The sequence below is a fragment of the Paenibacillus sp. Soil724D2 genome (assembly GCF_001427935.1).
Lineage (GTDB): Bacteria > Bacillota > Bacilli > Paenibacillales > NBRC-103111 > Paenibacillus_E.
In genome coordinates this window covers 48,172-65,662 of record NZ_LMRY01000031.1, presented here as the reverse complement: position 1 = coordinate 65,662, position 17,491 = coordinate 48,172, and the positions used below count along the sequence as shown (strand labels likewise).

18 protein-coding genes, 1 tRNA gene and 2 riboswitches are annotated in these 17,491 nt (G+C 46.6%); of the genes, 14 read left to right on the top strand and 5 right to left on the bottom strand.

From position 1 onward, the window contains the following. Positions 1–22 precede the first annotated feature (22 nt). The 4 genes from ASG85_RS23810 to ASG85_RS23795 form a co-directional block, all read right to left on the bottom strand. Positions 23–469 carry a hypothetical protein gene (locus ASG85_RS23810; RefSeq protein ID WP_060647923.1) on the bottom strand — a complete coding sequence of 149 codons (447 nt, stop codon included), beginning with the start codon at positions 467–469 and terminating at the stop codon, positions 23–25. Next, positions 466–1,068 carry an RNA polymerase sigma factor gene (locus ASG85_RS23805; protein WP_235550208.1) on the bottom strand — a complete coding sequence of 201 codons (603 nt, stop codon included), beginning with the start codon at positions 1,066–1,068 and terminating at the stop codon, positions 466–468. Before ASG85_RS23805 ends, ASG85_RS23810 begins: the two co-directional genes overlap by 4 nt. Positions 1,069–1,128: 60 nt before the next feature. Continuing rightward, the gene (locus ASG85_RS23800; protein WP_057303711.1) at positions 1,129–2,337 is read right to left on the bottom strand and encodes an MFS transporter; all 1,209 of its coding nucleotides are present in this window, start codon (positions 2,335–2,337) and stop codon (positions 1,129–1,131) included. A 253-nt stretch (positions 2,338–2,590) separates the two neighbouring features. Then, positions 2,591–2,664 (bottom strand) — tRNA-Arg (locus tag ASG85_RS23795). Between the two features lie 32 nt (positions 2,665–2,696). Between ASG85_RS23795 and ASG85_RS23790 the strand changes: the two genes are divergently transcribed. Both ASG85_RS23790 and ASG85_RS23785 read left to right on the top strand, forming a co-directional pair. Further along, positions 2,697–3,128: a DUF1648 domain-containing protein gene (locus tag ASG85_RS23790; RefSeq protein ID WP_060647922.1), complete on the top strand. Its 432-nt coding sequence runs from the start codon at positions 2,697–2,699 to the stop codon at positions 3,126–3,128. Between the two features lie 33 nt (positions 3,129–3,161). Then, positions 3,162–3,704, top strand: coding sequence for a DUF1697 domain-containing protein (locus ASG85_RS23785; RefSeq protein WP_057303713.1), 543 nt, complete (start codon positions 3,162–3,164; stop codon positions 3,702–3,704). A 12-nt stretch (positions 3,705–3,716) separates the two neighbouring features. Here ASG85_RS23785 and tadA read toward each other — a convergent pair whose 3' ends face one another. Further along, a complete protein-coding gene (gene tadA / locus ASG85_RS23780; RefSeq protein ID WP_414858786.1) occupies positions 3,717–4,154 on the bottom strand; it encodes a tRNA adenosine(34) deaminase TadA in 438 nt (145 codons plus the stop codon). Positions 4,155–4,433: 279 nt separating this feature from the next. Next, a riboswitch (cyclic di-GMP riboswitch) is annotated at positions 4,434–4,521 on the top strand. Positions 4,522–4,623: 102 nt separating this feature from the next. Between tadA and ASG85_RS23775 the strand changes: the two genes are divergently transcribed. From ASG85_RS23775 to ASG85_RS23720, 12 genes are all read left to right on the top strand, one after another. Continuing rightward, positions 4,624–5,358, top strand: a complete 735-nt coding sequence (locus tag ASG85_RS23775) for a PilZ domain-containing protein (protein WP_057303715.1) — start codon at positions 4,624–4,626, stop codon at positions 5,356–5,358. A 78-nt stretch (positions 5,359–5,436) separates the two neighbouring features. Next, complete coding sequence (gene ychF, locus ASG85_RS23770; protein ID WP_057303716.1) at positions 5,437–6,537, top strand: redox-regulated ATPase YchF; 1,101 nt, start codon at positions 5,437–5,439, stop codon at positions 6,535–6,537. 34 nt (positions 6,538–6,571) lie between these two features. Then, entirely contained in the window at positions 6,572–7,648 is a 1,077-nt protein-coding gene (prfA, locus tag ASG85_RS23765; protein WP_057303717.1) for a peptide chain release factor 1, read from the top strand. Beyond that, positions 7,648–8,532, top strand: a complete 885-nt coding sequence (gene prmC, locus ASG85_RS23760; RefSeq protein WP_057303718.1) for a peptide chain release factor N(5)-glutamine methyltransferase — start codon at positions 7,648–7,650, stop codon at positions 8,530–8,532. Before prfA ends, prmC begins: the two co-directional genes overlap by 1 nt. A gap of 1,110 nt (positions 8,533–9,642) precedes the next feature. After that, complete coding sequence (spoIIR, locus tag ASG85_RS23755) at positions 9,643–10,401, top strand: stage II sporulation protein R (protein WP_060647921.1); 759 nt, start codon at positions 9,643–9,645, stop codon at positions 10,399–10,401. Between the two features lie 62 nt (positions 10,402–10,463). After that, positions 10,464–11,537, top strand: a complete 1,074-nt coding sequence (locus ASG85_RS23750; protein WP_060647920.1) for an L-threonylcarbamoyladenylate synthase — start codon at positions 10,464–10,466, stop codon at positions 11,535–11,537. Positions 11,538–11,601: 64 nt separating this feature from the next. After that, a complete protein-coding gene (locus tag ASG85_RS23745; protein ID WP_057303721.1) occupies positions 11,602–12,162 on the top strand; it encodes a manganese efflux pump MntP family protein in 561 nt (186 codons plus the stop codon). Positions 12,163–12,218: 56 nt separating this feature from the next. Continuing rightward, positions 12,219–12,812, top strand: coding sequence for a low molecular weight protein arginine phosphatase (locus ASG85_RS23740; RefSeq protein ID WP_057303722.1), 594 nt, complete (start codon positions 12,219–12,221; stop codon positions 12,810–12,812). Between the two features lie 76 nt (positions 12,813–12,888). Then, positions 12,889–12,969, top strand: a riboswitch (ZMP/ZTP riboswitch). A 103-nt stretch (positions 12,970–13,072) separates the two neighbouring features. Next, positions 13,073–13,531 carry a ribose 5-phosphate isomerase B gene (rpiB, locus tag ASG85_RS23735; protein ID WP_057303723.1) on the top strand — a complete coding sequence of 153 codons (459 nt, stop codon included), beginning with the start codon at positions 13,073–13,075 and terminating at the stop codon, positions 13,529–13,531. Between the two features lie 15 nt (positions 13,532–13,546). After that, positions 13,547–14,152, top strand: a complete 606-nt coding sequence (locus ASG85_RS23730) for a TIGR01440 family protein (RefSeq protein ID WP_060647919.1) — start codon at positions 13,547–13,549, stop codon at positions 14,150–14,152. A 59-nt stretch (positions 14,153–14,211) separates the two neighbouring features. Further along, positions 14,212–15,462 (top strand): serine hydroxymethyltransferase, encoded by a 1,251-nt coding sequence (gene glyA / locus ASG85_RS23725; protein ID WP_057303725.1) that lies wholly within the window; start codon positions 14,212–14,214, stop codon positions 15,460–15,462. 139 nt (positions 15,463–15,601) lie between these two features. Beyond that, on the top strand, positions 15,602–17,425 hold the full coding sequence (locus tag ASG85_RS23720; protein WP_060647918.1) for an ABC transporter substrate-binding protein: 1,824 nt from the start codon (positions 15,602–15,604) through the stop codon (positions 17,423–17,425). The last annotated feature ends 66 nt before the right edge of the window (positions 17,426–17,491 follow it).

The window sequence follows — 17,491 nt, the reverse complement described above, 5'->3', positions numbered from 1 at the left end:
TAAGGGTGTAACCTCCTTGTGTTTATTTATTTTGTAACGTGTCTAGCCACGTCAGTGTTTTATTTAACAATTGGTCCGAGATCGGTTTATCTGTTTGCAGGGAAGAAGAGGTGTTTATAGAGTTAGTAGGTTTAAATGTACCTACAGAGTCCAACTCCTGCGAAATTCCGTGAAAGAAGCCGGTAGCCACCAGGATAAGTGTAGCCGCTGCCGCAATACCGTAATGCAGCATGGTTGAGTGGTACCAAGAGCGCTTAGTTCCTGTCGTACGGGCAATGATGGCATCTACATACCCTTGCGTATCTTTTTCCATGATCGGAAGTATAGCTTCCATTTGTTCCAAACATGTCATATACATCGTCAAGCATTCATCACACTGATACAGATGAAGCTCCATCTCACTTAAAGTATCGGGTGATAGACGCTCTTCCACATATTGCTTCCACGCTTGTTCATTATAATGGGTCACAAGAATTCCTCCTCCTTCCAATTGTTACGAAGCCACTGCTTGGCTCTATATAGCTTGGATTCTACCGTTTTGACAGTTACCCCATGAGCATTGGCAATATCCTGATACGACTGATGATGAATATAGTAGGCCGTTAATACTTCATGATAGTTGGCAGGGATTTGATGAAGCTTCTTACGCACGAGCTCAGTCGTCTCATTTAACATCACTTCATGTTCCACGCCATGCTCAGAATAAGGATGAGTGCCAGTGGATTGGATGGGTTCCTCCATCTCAGCCGTCATTTCTTCCCTACGCCTGCTGGCTGATCGTTTGAAATCGATAGCCCGGTTCACCGCGATGCGAGTCATCCAGGTTTTCAGACCCTTCATTTGATACTGAGGGAGGGAGAAATAGATTCGGGTCCAAACATCCTGTGATAAATCTTCTGCATCCTTAGCATGGCGTACAATGGCAAAGATCGTTTGGAACAAATAGTGACGATATGTTGTTACAAGCTCACGGAATGCTGCCTCATCGCCATTCAATATGCGCTTTACGAGTGCTTGTTCCTGAATATGCTTCTCCTCCTCTCCGCATGAATAGACGAAGGTCGCCACCGGTACCCCTGCACGTTTTCAAAAAGAAAAAGAACGGATCTTCAAGATCCGTTCCCCCTTTTAAAGAGCTGCAGTAGAACTGCTAGGTTTGGCTTGATGCTTAGAAGGCGTACTTTGTACGAACCTTTGAGATAGAAGTGCGCTCAAAACGCCAAGTACACCCAGCACAATAAATCCCTGGTTTAGAGAGAACCAATCGCCGATTATACCCATTAGAACGGGTCCAACGAACATGCCCAGTCCATAAATAGCTTGGAAAAACCCCATTGCCGTCGCCCGTTTATCCGCAGGCATATGCTTAATACTCATCCCCATCAGTAAGGTAAAAGAAAGACCGCGACCAAAGCCGGCAAAAGCCTGAGTAACCATCAGCACCCAAAGGTGATGCGTAAAAGGAATCGTAAATGTAAATATCCCCATAAGAATAAAGCCCCACACAACCATGCGCTTCTCCCCGTACCGGACAGCCCATCGCCGCCCGCCAAATAAGGAAGCTAGCGCTACCGGTACGTTGGCAAATAATGAAAGCATCGATAAGGAGAATTTATCAGCTCCAAGCTGAGTTGCATAAACAGGCGTAAATCCGAAAACAGTTGCGAATATGAGGACTTGCGACAAGATAGCGAGCAAGGAAACGAATAGCAGCGTACGGTCCGTCGCAACGTCACCGATACCGCGCATCGTAATTTTAGGCGCATCGAGCTCAACTTTTTCTACTAGGAAAAGCGATCCAATCATCCCCAGCAAGCCAAGCACAGCTCCCAAAATGAAAACGGCCTCCCAGCCGAAGGAATCTGCCGCCCATCCTGCACCGAGAATACCGAAAACCTGCCCAAGTGAATTGAAGAAGGAGATCGTTCCGATCGCTTTAGTTGACTCTTCATGCTTATAGTAACTCGTAAATAATACGGTAAAATCAACCCAGGTTGCCGCGGCTGCTCCTGCCAGTGCTCGGAGAATAAGGATCCATGTGAAGTCATGAGTGATCCATAGGCCTAAACCTGTTATAGCCGTGAATAGCAGGCCAAAGGTAATAAATAGCCTTCTCTTATGGAACCTGTCTGACATGATACCTACGGGAATTCGCAGCAGCATTTGGGAGATCCCGTACATGCCGACAATCCATCCGGCTAACTGGTGGTTCCCGCCAAGGAACTCTACGTAAGGCGCCATAATGGGAACGCTCGTATACATCGACATCCAGAACAGCAGTGTGACGATACAGAAGAGCGGAATGCGATAGGAGGATGAAGCTTTGATGCTTGTCATCGAAGTGGGAGCTCCTTTCGGAATAGGTTCTTGGACTGGAATGAAGACTAATAAATCTATCGTTTATTATAGAACATCGATTGCAGCAAGGCTATGACTGGATGTTTGCAAAATAAGACAAAGAGCGGAGATCGGCAATCATTGCCCAGAACAATAGAGCCAATTTATAGGCAGTGTAATTCTGAAATAATAAACGCCAGGTCAGCGGCTAATAACCGTTACCTGGCGTTTTCTTTGATTTTTTGAAAGTATACGCGCCCGAGATGATTCGAACATCCGGCCTACAGTTTAGGAAACTGTTGCTCTATCCTGCTGAGCTACGGGCGCATGGCAAGAATTATGATAGCACGAAGGCTTTCGTGGCGCAACCTTTGTGTATCTTCGCATATTTAGCCTATGTCTGGATCCTGATACCAGAAAAAATACCGATACATTTTAACGGTCAAGGGAAAGAGGACGGTTGGGGAAACAAATTCAGTCTTATTCTGCTGCCAGTGATAACCGTGACCCTATATATAGGTTTAACTGTCTTAAGCAAATATCCCCATACGTTTAATTATCCCTGCAAAATTACGAATGAAAATGCTACCTGGCAATATGGTAATGCACGCTTATTCATGAACTGTTTAAAGATGCTGATCGTTGTGTTTTTTGGGTATGTCGAATGGACCCTTATCCAAATTGCAAGGGGAAATAGTGTTGCTTTAAATATGTGGATATTTAGCCTTGTATTGCTTCTAATTCTGGGTACGGTTATTTTCTTTTTCATCCGATCCATTAAACTGAAGTAATGCATAATTTGATCAAAGGAAGAGGTTGCCGAAGTGAAGGTTTATATTGGTTTTCTGCGTGGTATTAACGTAGGAGGAAAGAACAAAATCAAAATGGCGGATTTGAAAAAGACACTTGAAGCGGCGGGACTTGCTAAGGTGCAAACGTATTTGCAGACCGGAAATGTCTTGTTCATGTCCGAGGAGGCGGTAGAACCGCTGCGCCAGCGTATAGAGCAGGAGATTAGCAAAGCCGTAGGCGTTTCACCTACCGTCATTTTGCGTACAATAGAGGAGCTGGCGCAGATTCTTGCGACTTGTCCATATGAGGTGGATGCTTTATTAGAAGGCGAAACGATACAAATTTCTGTGCTATCGGAAGATCCTCCGCAGCAAACCTCCGACCTCTTGTCCAAAGGAATAAGTGATGCGGACGAATTCCAGATCAAGGGGCGTGAAATTTATTTTCTATTTCGTCAAAGTGTTCTGGATTCGAAACTTGCGGGCAATATCCAGAAGCTTGGGGACACTGCAACAACACGAAATTGGAATACGATGAATAAACTAGCTGAGTTGGCAGCGGCTATGAAGAATTAGATGCAGGAACTTCTAAGCTTTACCGCGTAATTTACGGAAAAATTGGGTCAGCATCGTTGAACACTCTTCTTGCAAGACGCCGCTAACGACATCGACACGGTGATTGAACCGGTCCTCCTGCAGCAAATTCATGAGCGTTCCGGCGCAGCCAGCCTTCGGATCAATGGTGCCGTAGATGACCTGCGGAATCCGCGATTGCACAATCGCACCCGCACACATCGGGCAAGGCTCAAGGGTGACATAGAGCTGGCAATCCAAAAGCCGCCAGGCTTGCAGATGCTCGCTCGCTTGTTTGATGGCGATCATTTCGGCATGAGCGAGAGGATCTAGGGTTGTTTCACGCAAATTGTAGCCGCGGCCAATGATTTGACCTTGATGGACAACGACCGCTCCAATCGGTACTTCACGGATGGCTTCGGCTTTAAGAGCCTCTTGAATGGCTTCTTTCATCCAGGGGATATGTTCATCCACAGGGGGACACCTCGCTAATATATTTTTATCCACATGTGCATAACAATCGAACATTCATTCCGTTGTTAACAACCTGTGGATAGGTTTGTGGATAACTTGAAAAGCTGTGGATATTTAATCTTTCTAACATTACATACAACAAAATGATCAGCTATGCAAGGAATTTTGTTGATAATAGCAACTGTGCTAGGTATAATGATAGATATTAGTAGGTCTTTTAGACCATATAGTACGTGATAGCTAAAAATGAATAGCAAGGTTCGACAAAGGCAAACTTGTTGAAAAGCAAGGACGCAAAGCTGAGGGTCTACGGTTCCATTGGAACTATGGCAGCCTGGTTACCGAAAATCGATGCTTTTTTTGATTGAGGTAATAGGCTGCTCCTACATGAGGGGCGGTCTATTTTTATATAGGGAATAACTTGAGTAAGGAAGAGGTGCTGATTATAATGGCCAACGGGTATAACGTCATGAAATATTACGGAAGTAAGGAGGGGTATGACGCTGATGTGCTAATCGATAGCAAGGCTGTGTTGGGAAAGGACGATTTCGTAGCCACTGGCGTACTAACCTATGCTCTCGGAGACATCATTGAGGTGGAATTGCCGGAATACGATGTCTTTCAACTTGGTGATAAAGCGAAAATGACGGTTTATACCAAATCCGGCTTGTTTGTGATGAATACAACCGTTGTTGCCAAAGAATTCGGCTCCGTCATTGTCATTAATCCACCTGATAATCGGAAGAAATTCGCAGAAAAACGGGAATTTCCACGTGTGGATGTGAAACATACAGGTCTCTTATTCGGACTTCAGGATATGAATAAAAGAAATAAACATCAATTTGAAAACCCGCTTGGTATCTCAATCAAAAATATATCCATCAACGGCTTAGGATTTACCATTAATGATAATTCTATGATTGATAAGATCGTTCAAAAGCATTCCCAACTTGAAGTCGAGCTGGATTTGGGCTTTACGATGCCTTGTTCGATGGAAATTGTAAGAAAAGAAAAGGTTGAAAATGGTTTTTATTACGGGGCTAGTTATATCGACATTCCGCAGGAAAAAACCAATGCTTTAAGGGGTTTTATCCTTACGAATCAGATCGAAACTTACTTCGTACAGAAGCGGGAAGCGCAATTTAAAAAAGCGACGGAAAAAAAGTCTGCGGCGAATCGATAGCCTTCAGGCTTTTTTTTGCGTTCCAAGTGCTATATAATAAGAAGGATGATTTTCGAAAATTAAGGAGTTGTAACTACAATGGCTTTGAAAGCAGGTATCGTCGGTCTACCGAACGTAGGAAAATCGACATTGTTTAATGCAATTACACAGGCGGGGGCAGAATCTGCGAATTATCCGTTTTGTACGATCGATCCGAATGTTGGGGTAGTTGAAGTACCAGACGAGAGATTGCAGAAGCTGGTAGAGATTGTTGTGCCTAAGAGCATTGTCCCGACAGCCTTTGAATTCGTTGATATTGCGGGTTTGGTAAAAGGTGCGAGCAAAGGCGAAGGGCTTGGAAATAAATTTTTGGCACACATTCGTGAAGTGGATGCCATTGTGCATGTTGTTCGTTGTTTTGAAGATGATAATATTACCCACGTTTCCGGTAAAGTGGATCCAATCGGCGATATCGAAACGATTAATCTTGAATTAATTTTGGCCGATATTGAGTCGGTTGAGAAGAAGATCGAGCGTTCGCGCAAAAACCTCAAAGGCGGCGACAAGAAAGTTGTTGCTGAAGTGGAGTGTTTAGAGCGTATTAAAGAAGCGCTTTATGCAGATAAACCGGCACGCAGTCTGGATCTTAGCGAAGATGAGAAGCTTCTCGTGCGCGACCTTCATTTATTGACCATGAAACCCGTGCTTTATGCGGCAAACGTGAGTGAAGATGAAGTAGCAACAGCAGATGAAAATCCTTTTGTGAAAATTGTAAAAGAATTTGCTGAGAGCGAAAACAACGAAGTGGTGTCGATCAGTGCGAAGGTTGAATCCGAAATCGCCGAGCTGGAAGACGAAGAAAAAGCGATGTTCCTCGAAGAGTTGGGACTTCAAGAGTCCGGCTTGAATAGATTGATTAAAGCAGCTTATAGAAAACTTGGCTTGTACACGTATTTCACAGCTGGGGTTCAAGAAGTAAGAGCATGGACAATCCGCAAGGGAACAAAAGCTCCTCAAGCGGCTGGTGTTATTCATACCGATTTCGAACGTGGTTTTATTCGTGCTGAAGTCGTTTCTTATAATGATTTGGCAGCTGCAGGGTCGATGAATGGTGCGAAAGAAAAAGGCCAAGTGCGTCTCGAAGGTAAAGAGTACGTGGTGAATGACGGGGACGTCATGCATTTCAGATTTAATGTGTAATTAATAAAAAAAGTAAAGAAAGGAGTGATCCGATATGTTGGATCGACTTCAGTCCATTGTGGACCGCTATGATAAATTAAGCGAACTGCTGTGTGACCCGGATGTTACGAGTGATACAAAGAAACTTAGAGAGTATTCTAAAGAGCAATCTGATCTTCAAGAAGCTTATGATGCTTATAACGAATATAAAAGTGTGAGCGAACAGCTGGCCGATGCCAAAGTGATGCAGAACGAAAAGCTGGACGATGAAATGCGTGAAATGGTCAAAATGGAGATCGATGAGCTTAGCGAGCAAGCTGCCAAGTTGGAAGAACAACTTAGAATGCTCATGATGCCTAAAGACCCTAATGATGATAAGAACGTAATCGTCGAAATTCGCGGTGCGGCAGGCGGCGACGAAGCTGCTTTGTTCGCAGGCGATTTGTATCGCATGTATACGCGCTATGCGGACGCACAAGGATGGAGAACGGAGATTCTCGATGCTTCTGTGAACGATTTGGGCGGTTTTAAAGAGATTATTTTCATGATCACCGGTAAAGGCGCTTATAGCAAGTTGAAGTATGAGAGTGGGGCGCACCGCGTACAACGTATTCCTGTAACGGAATCAGGTGGGCGTATCCATACCTCAACGTCGACGGTAGTGGTTATGCCGGAAGCGGAAGATGTAGAGATTGTCATCCATGATGCGGATATTCGCGTTGATACGTTCTGTTCCAGTGGGGCGGGCGGTCAGTCGGTTAATACGACGAAATCCGCTGTGCGTGTGACGCATGTACCTACGGGTATCGTAGCGACTTGTCAGGATGGGAAATCGCAAAACTCGAATAAAGAGTCAGCACTGCGCGTTCTTCGTACACGTATTTCCGATAAAATGCGTGAGGAAGAGGAAGCGAAATATGCGGGCGAGCGTAAAAGCAAGGTTGGTACGGGTGACCGTTCCGAGCGGATTCGTACGTATAACTTCCCGCAAAGCCGAATTACCGATCATCGTATTGGTTTGACTTTGCATCGCTTAGAAACAGTGTTGAATGGTGATATGGCAGAGATCGTTTCGGCGCTCACGATTGCAGCGCAGTCCGATGCTTTGGATAACGGGGAGCAGGCAATGTGATGTCGACTGCTGCTAAGAGTTTAAGAGAAGCCTTTGTTGAGGCTTCTTCTTTTTTAGGGAAGCTCGGTGTGGCCGAGGCGGCTTCCTGTGTGGAATTGCTGCTGCAGCACCTGCTGGGCTGCAGTCGGACGGAGCTGCTGTTCCGTTTTCCGGAACAGTTTCCTGCGGAGCTGGCGGAAACGTGGCGCCAGCTAGTGGAGCGGAAGGCCGCGGGTGAGCCGGTGCAGTATATTATCGGCGAGCAGGATTTCTTCGGCCTTCCTTTTGCGGTTAGCCCGGACGTGCTGATTCCGCGGCCGGAGACGGAGCTGCTCGTGGAAGCTTTGCTCCACGAAGGCTCGCGTCTGTTCCCGCAAGGCACTCCGCTGCTTGCGGATGTGGGCACCGGGAGCGGAGCGATCCCGGTAACGGTGGCACACGCGCGCCCTACGTGGCGCGTGGCGGCCAGCGACATCTCCGCGGCTGCGCTGGAGATGGCTCGCGTGAATGCGCAGCGCCACGGCGTGGCTGCGCGGGTGGAGTGGCTCGAGGGGGACCTTCTCGAGCCCTTTATTGCGCGCCGGATCGCGCCGGATATACTGGTGTCTAACCCACCGTATATCCCTGATGGCGACCTGCCGGCGCTTCAGCCGGAGGTGCGGCTGTTTGAGCCGCACACGGCTTTGTTCGGCGGTGTCGAGGGACTCGACCTTTACCGCCGGATGATCTCGCAGCTGCCGCAGCTGCCGCGAATCCCGACTGTGGTCGGGTTCGAGGTGGGCATACGGCAGGCGGAGGCTGTGGCGGCGATGCTGCGCGCCGCCGCTGACTGGGACGAGATCCGATTCGTGCCGGATCTGCAGGGCATTGATCGCCATGTGATCGCGATCCGTTCGCGAGACTAGAGGGAGTTCGTAGCGTTGTGAAAGAACGCGATAGTTTTGTATGGCACAGAGAAATTGGTGTCTGTTAAGAGTGTTTTTCATCGCTACAGCAACTTGTATGAATTGAAGACTCACTATAGCGATGTTTTTCACTCTTACAGACAAGTTATCAGGTTGTTTCGGAGAAATTGGTGTCTGCTAAGAGTGTTTTTCATCGCTACAGCTACTTGTATGAGTTGAAGAGTCACTTTAGCGATGTTTTTCACTCTTACACACAAGCTATCAGGTTGTTTTGGAGGAATTGATGTCTACTAAGAGTGTTATTCATCGCTACAGTTACTTGTATGAGTTGAAGAGTCACTTTAGCGATGTTTTTCACTCTTACAGACAAGCTATCAGGTCAGGTTGTTTTGGAGGGATTGGTGTCTACTAAGAGTGCTTTTCATCGCTACAGCTACTTGTATGAGTTGAAGAGTCACAATAACGATGTTTTTCACTCTTACACACAAGCTATCAGGTTGTTTTGGAGGGATTGGTGTCTGCTAAGAGTGTTTTTCATAACTACAGCTACTTGTATGAGTTGAAGAGTCACAATAGCGATGTTTTTCACTCTTACAGACAAGCTATCAGGTTGTTTTGGAAGAGAGGAATTGGAGTCTGCTAAGAGTGTTTTTCATCGCTACAGCTACTTGTATGAATTGAAGAGTCACTATAGCGATGTTTTTCACTCTTACAGACAAGCTATCAGGTTGTTTTGGAGAAATTGGTGTCTGCTAAGAGTGTTTTTCATCGCTACAGCTACTTATTTGAGTAGATGAGTCACTTTAACGATGTTTTTCACTCTTACAGACAAGCTATCAGGTTGTTTTGGAGGAATTGGCGTATGTTTAAGAGTGTTTTTCATCGCTACAGCTACTTATTTGAGTAGATGAGTCACTTTAACGATGTTTTTCTCCCTTAAACCCATCTCCTCCAACCAAATGCCACCTTTTTCCGCCACCCAACTTCCATTGAACTCCCCCCAATTCCAACTCTATCAATTTTCGAAAATTTAAATAGATTACTAGGTTTAGCTCCTCCTCTTATTGCCCATACTGGCTAGTAGAAGCGAAGGGAAAGGGGCTTTTCCTCATGGTTAAGAGAACTAATCGTCAATCTTATAAATCTTTATTATTAGTAGTTTTTGCACTTATTGTTATGATAACTTGTTGGGAATCGAATCGTTCAAATGCGGCGGTTATTTCGCCTACGATACCGGAAGAATCAATTCGTTTACGTATTCTAGCAAATTCGGATTCGCCTCAGGATCAAGCGTTGAAACGCGAGATTCGTGATGCTATTATTGCTCGTATGCAGGAGTGGGTCGTTGGACCACAAACGCTGGATGACGCAAGGACCGTAGTAAAAGCCCATTTGTCCGAGTTTGATATCCTTGTTGGACAAATGATTGAAGCGCGTGGCTACAGCTATTCACATACCGTTGAGCTTGGTAAAGTCCCTTTTCCAACGAAAATGTACGGGAATGAAGTGTACCCAGCGGGAGAGTATGAAGCGCTGCGTGTGACGATTGGTACGGGGGAAGGTCAGAACTGGTGGTGTGTGTTGTTTCCGCCATTATGTTTCGTGGATTCCTTATCCGGAGAAGCAGTAGCATCAGCTGCTGTAGTAGCGAAAACGGAGGGTGATGGGAAGGTGCAATCCTCTCCAACACCTGCAACGAAAGTCAGTAAAGCTGCTTCAACAGTTAAACCCGACAAGTCTAACTCTGTCGTTAAAGACAGTAAAGCTACACAAGAGGAAGAAAAAACGGAATCCGTTGATGCAAAGCAGCCACAAGTTAAGTTTTTTATCTGGGAAATGGTGAAGAAGATTGTATCGTGGTTCAGCTAAGAAAATTCACCCCGTGTGTGTTTGTTTGAGGATCAGAATTTTATTTGAAGTTAGGATGATAGATGATCGTGACAAAATACTGGAAAGTGGATCAGGGGAAAGGGACCGAGATAAGTGGCTATTTGGCTGAAGCAGCCCTGCTTCTCCAAAGTGGTCAAACAGTAGCCTTTCCTACAGAGACAGTATATGGTCTTGGGGCAGATGCTACGAATACGGCAGCGGTTGAAGGGATTTTCACAGCAAAAGGTCGGCCTTCGGATAACCCCCTCATTGTCCATATTGCCGATGTCGAACAGCTTTCAAGTTTAATTCTTTCTGATCGTGTAACGTCGGATCATCGCCAGCTTATGGAGGTTTTCTGGCCGGGTCCTCTTACCATTGTGCTGCCTGTGAAAACAGGTGGCATTTCGCCGTTAGTTACCGCTGGTCTAAAGACTGTGGGTGTGCGAATTCCGGATCATCCCGTGGCTTTGCAGCTTCTTCGTGAAGCGGGACTTCCCATAGCCGCGCCGAGTGCCAATAGCTCAGGCAGACCTAGTCCAACACTCGCCTCACATGTCAGAGATGATTTGGATGGTCGGATTGGCGGGATCGTAGATGGTGGTGCAACGGGAGTTGGTGTCGAGTCAACTGTGATCGAGCTTGTAAATGATGAGCTGTACATTTTGCGTCCCGGTGGTGTTACGGCAGAGCAGCTGCAATCGGCACTGCCTACTATTCGGATTCATGAGCCAGAGCGGGAAGAGGTGCAAGATTCCGAAACACCGCGTGCTCCTGGGATGAAGTACACACATTACGCACCAAAAGGATTTATGCATATCGTTCAAGGTGGAGATACAGAAGCTGTTGCTGAATGGATCCAAAACGATCTTGATGCAGCTAAGGCGCGTGGTGAGTCAACGGGTATTCTTACTTTTGAGGAGAGAGCCTCTCGTTACCATGCTGATTTGGTTATTGCCTGCGGATCGTTATCGCAACCGGAAACAATCGCTCAGGATCTTTATGCTGCGTTAAGGCAATTTGATCAAGAAGGTATTCAATATATTGCTGCAGAGGGTTGTCCAGAAACGGGGATTGGCCTTGCGGTTATGAATCGACTTCGTAAAGCAGCCGGTCATCGGCTTGTACGTGTTTAGCTAGCATGATTCCCTGTTTGTCCGCATATCTTGAGAGAGAAACGTGGACAAGGGGGATAGTGCTATGCTCGCATCTGGGGTGGAGTTTGGGCAGCTGGTAACAATTATTATTATGGCGATTGCTTTAGGCCTGGATGCTTTTTCCTTAGGGATTGGCATAGGGATGAAGGGTATTCGTTTGATTGATATTATGAAAATTAGCTTCGTGATTGGTATATTTCACGTTCTCATGCCTTTGATGGGTATGTTTATGGGGCAATATGTTTCATTGCTGCTCGGGAATGTCGCTACAGCGGCTGGGGGATGTTTACTCATTCTTTTGGGATCGCATATGGTGTATAGTTCGATTCGTGGAGAAGAAGCAACTTCATTTGATCATAGGTCAGCTTGGGGATTAACGATCTTCTCACTTAGTGTCAGTATTGATTCATTCTCTGTTGGTGTATCCCTAGGTATGTTTGCTACAGACATCGTGTTGACGGTGCTGATATTTGGTTTGTTTGGAGGCTTGCTATCTATTGCAGGTTTATTGATTGGCAGGCGGGTAAGCGGCTGGGTAGGCGAGTATGGTGAGGCGTTTGGCGGGCTAATTTTGCTCACCTTTGGGATCAAGTTTTTACTGTGATACAATAGGGTATAGAAAGTTTTCATCTTAGCTTATGCTTACGATTAGGAGGGATCATGTTGCGAATTCTATTTGTTTGTACAGGAAATACGTGCCGCAGTCCATTAGCAGAAGGTTTGCTGCGTATCAGAGTGCACCAAGAAGGGCTTGCGGCGGAGGTTCGTTCAGCAGGGGTATCCGCGGTAACGGGCGGTCCAATTTCCCGAAATAGTGCATCGCTTTTACAGGAAGCGGGATTCAAGGAGCCCATTAGTTCTTTGGCGATCCAAGAGTCTGAAGTGAATTGGGCTGATCTCATTTTGACGATGACGATGGGGCATAAGCGTACGGTTATCCAGCGGTTTCCGGATGCGATTGAGAAGACTTTTACGCTCAAAGAGTACGTAGAGGATGACGCTCATATTTTACAGGCGATTGAGGAAAGGGAGCAGCTCGTTACGGAGCTTCAGCTCAAACAGGCTCTTTCACAAGCAGTTTCTGTAGAAGAAAGAAACCGCATTTTTAAGCTTGAACATGCGATTCCTGACTTTGATATTTCTGACCCGTTCGGAGGTTCCATAGAGATTTACCGACAAACGGCTGAGGAAATCAGCGGGAGTTTAGATAAATTGGTTCAGAAAATACGTGCACGAAATGAAGGCTCCAAATAACCCAGGTTCTAGATATACGAATTGCGGATACATCTTTACACATGGGGTAGAATGCGATAAAATAGAGGTATCAATCAAGACTCAATGTAACTGGCGACGAGTGGGAGCAACCACAATGGAGCATTGAGCTATACGGCCGGTCGCCTGGGCAAAAGAGCAACGCGCGTTTTCTAGCGTGTCCGCTCTTTTTTTCGTTTTCTGGTGAGCTTTGGGATATAATAGGATGGTCGAATTCGAACAAGCAAAGGAGCGTTCTATTCATGAAAATTGCCTTAGGTGCGGATCATGCAGGCTATCGTTTGAAAGATGTTATCATTCCTTTTATTGAGTCATTAGGTCACCAAGTCGTCGATTATGGCTGCAGCTGTGCAGATTCGGTCGATTATCCCGACTATGCGCTTAAAGTTTGTGAGCAAGTGGTATCAGGCGAAGCTGATAAAGGTATTCTGATTTGCGGAACGGGTATCGGGATGTCGATTGCCGCGAATAAAGTTCCGGGCATCCGTTGTGCACTCGTACATGATCTTTTCTCAGCGAAAGCGACGCGTGAACACAATGATACGAACGTACTAGCCTTAGGTGAACGTGTTATTGGACCGGGTGTAGCTGAGGAAATCGTGAAAATCTGGCTCGAAACCGAGTTTTCTCAAGGTGTTCGTCACCAGAATCGCATTAACAAAGTGCAAAGTATCGAAGACCGTTTCACACTGCATCCATAGGAACGGGGGATCATGATGACAGATTCCATTCTTTCTAATGTTGCCGAGGCTTTGGAAACAAATCTTCGGGAATTGGTCAAAGTCGGCAATCTCAGATCGGGTCAAATTCTGATTATCGGGACAAGCACGAGTGAAATTCTCGGGCATAGGATCGGTACATCAGGAACGCTGGATGCCGCCAAGCCGATCTTTGAAACGGCGCAGAGCATAAGCCGCGAGTTCGGGCTGCACTTAGCCTTTCAATGCTGCGAGCATTTGAACCGTGCAATCGTTATTGAGGAAGAGCTGCTATTGCATTCGCCTCAGCTTGAGCCTGTCTCTGTCATTCCGGTGCCAAAGGCCGGAGGTTCGATGGCCTCCTATGCGTACCGCCATTTCGCGAAGCCGGTCGTTGTCGAGACGATTCAGGCACATGCCGGCATCGATATTGGCAGCACGCTTATTGGGATGCATTTGCGCCGAGTAGCTGTGCCGGCAAGGCCGCCGGTCCGAAACATTGGCCATGCCTATGTGACGATGGCTTTTACCCGGCCTAAGTTGATTGGCGGTACAAGAGCTGTTTACCTACCTGATGAAGCGGAACAACTCTATCAAACAGCCGCACCCGATGCGGATTGTTAGCCATTACCTCTATGAATAAAGACTTAACAAATAAGACTACCCTGTAGGAGGAATTTAAAATGACAAACTTTTTGAGCAAACAAGATCCAAAAATTGTAGAAGCGATGAACCTTGAGCTTGCCCGTCAACGTGACAAAATCGAGCTTATTGCATCCGAAAACATCGTTAGCCAAGCTGTTCTTGAAGCTATGGGTACAGTACTAACGAACAAATATGCTGAAGGTTACCCTGGCAAAAGATACTATGGCGGCTGCGAGTACGTAGACATCGTAGAAGATATCGCTCGCGATCGTGCAAAAGAGCTTTTCGGTGCTGAGCACGCGAACGTTCAACCGCATTCCGGCGCACAAGCCAACATGGCTGTTTACCTGGCAGCTCTAAACCCTGGAGATACGGTACTGGGTATGAACCTGGCACATGGTGGTCACTTAACGCACGGTAGTCCAGTGAATGCTTCTGGTATTCTCTACAACTTCGTTGCTTATGGCGTAAGCGAAAAAGATTTCCGCATTGATTACGACGATGTTCGTAAAGCTGCGTTCAAACACAAGCCTCGCATGCTCGTAGCTGGCGCAAGTGCTTACCCGCGCACGATTGATTTCGAAGCTTTGGCTTCCATCGCAAATGATGTAGGCGCGCTGTTCTTCGTCGATATGGCGCATATCGCGGGTCTTGTTGCTGCTGGTTTGCATCCGAACCCAGTGCCGCACGCACATTTCGTAACGACAACAACGCACAAAACGCTTCGCGGTCCTCGCGGCGGTATGATTCTTACGCGCAAAGCTTGGGCAGCAGCGATCGATAAAGCCGTTTTCCCTGGTACTCAAGGTGGTCCTTTGATGCACACTATCGCAGCTAAAGCTGTTTCCTTCGGTGAAGCTCTGCAACCAGATTTCAAAACATACGGACAAAACGTGATCAACAATGCGCAAGCATTGGCGACTGCTTTAACAGCTGAAGGGATTAACCTTGTTTCCGGCGGTACGGATAACCACTTGATGCTGATCGATTTGCGTAACTTGAACATTTCGGGTAAAGACGCTGAACACGTTCTAGACGAAATTGGCATTACTGCAAACAAAAACGCGATTCCTTTTGACCCAACAAGCCCGTTCATCACTAGCGGTATCCGTCTAGGTACACCGGCTGTAACATCCCGCGGTATGAATGAAGAAGCGATGAAAACAATCGCGAAAGTAATTGGACTTACCCTCAAAAACCCGAAAGATGAAGCTGTTCTTGAGAAAGCACGCGGCTTAGTGAAGGACCTGACAGCGCAATATCCGCTTTACCCAGGTTTAACTTACTAATTCTGATTTAAAAATAGGTTCAGGCCGGCTCTCTGGAGTCGGCTTTTTTTTCATCCTTTTATCCGTCCAGGGACTGTTGACGAAAGTATGGGGGCAGACCTATACTTCTTGGTAATTCGTGTAAAAGGAGGTTGCATCCATGCAGCTTGTTTTACAGTACGTGCAGTTGAAAACAACCATGATGCGGGTTCACAATTTTCAACAAACCGATATGGATGTGCCCGTGTCCGTTGAAGAAATAGCCGGTTACCTGTATTGTACGGAACGAAATGTGAAGATATTGATTCGCAAGATGGTTGAGATGGCATGGATTTCCTGGACACCAGGTCGCGGGCGCGGCAATCGTTCTACGATTCGGTTTCTGGCTTCGGTCGAAGATCTTTTGTTTGCGGAAGCGAAATTGCATGTTGAACAGGGGAATTTGAACAGCGCAATGAGTTTGTTTCAAATTGAAGGATTGGATTCCGGAGTCATGGATCGATTCTTAGCTTGGTTAGGAAGTTACTTTGGGTATAGAGGGACCCTTGAGCCTGGCGATACTGAAACCCTTCGATTGCCGATGCAGATGAGAGTTTTGACCCTAGACCCTGTAGATGTGCTCTTCTCAGGCGATCTCCATTTGGTAAAACAGGCTTTCGATACGCTGATCTATTTTGATCCTGCATGCGGCAGCTTGGAGCCAGGTTTGGCGCATGACTGGGAATGCAATGAAGATGCAACAATCTGGACTTTTTATTTGCGTAAGCGAGTGCGATTCCATCATGGTCGAGAGATGACTTCGGCAGATGCGGTCTTTTCGCTTAATCGGGTGCGTACGCTCGGCACGGAAGACTCTCCAAACCGGTGGCTGCTGGAATCCGTCAGAGATATCCGCGCAGTGGATCGGCTGACCGTTAGAGTCGAGTTGAAAGCGCCGAATTATATGTTTCCTCATTATGTAAGTTCCTTTCAAGCCGCGATCGTACCGGCTGATGTGTACAGCGCTCAGAAAGTAAGCGATCCAGGCATGCTGCCCGTCGGGACGGGTCCGTTCCGGATTACGAGGTATGATGAGGGGGGCGTCACATTCGAAGCGTTCGAGGATTATTACCGGGAGTCCGCCCACCTGGATCGTATCGAACTGCTTTGCGTTCCGGAAATGGTGAGTGAGCGAAGGTGGCAGCAGCTAAACTTCCAAATGGGTAAGCTCAGCCATTCTAAACAGCCGGCACCCGCGCATTGGTGCAAAAAAGAAATCATGATGCTGGGTTCTAGCATGCTGGTCTTTAATTTACGAAAGGGTGGGCCTCAGCAGGATATCCATTTTCGTCAAGCACTTCAGCTAGTACTTAATCGTAGCGGTATGATTAAGGAACTGGGGCTATATAATGCGATACCTGCCGCCGATTTCTTGCCGACCGATTCACCAATCGAATTGCCGGAAGATAACCAGCCTGAACGAGCTAGAGAATTACTGAATCAATGCGGATATGAAGGCCAGCCGATAACGATGATTTTCACTCCAAAAAACCGTGCCCTAGCTGAATGGGTTCATGCTCGATGCCTCGACATCGGAATACAGGTAGCTCTACAGGAATATTCTTTTGAGGAAATGTCCAAGGTGGATAAGATGCAATGTGCAGATATTATTGTCGGCGGGGTTGTCGCAGATGACGATGAGGCCCGTTGTCTGATTGAGATGTATAAGATAGGCAACTTAGCGCTGCGCGTATACGCGACCGATGAGCAGCGCAGAACGTTCGATGAAACCATTGCCTCAATCGAAGCAGAGCCAGACAGTCAGGTACGTTTACAACGAATCCGCTCGATGCAAGGATTATTATCGCAAAACCAATCGGTCTTATTTCTTCTTCATACGACTCAACAATTAGTGTATAGCCCGCATCTTCAAGGTATTTCGTTCAATACGCTCGGTTGGTTCGATTTCAAGAGCATCTGGTTCTGCCCCGAAATCGTAGATTGAGCTGATCCTGTTATACCAAAACCGCTCGGATGAAAAATCCTAGTGGTTTTTTCGTGTAAAATGGAT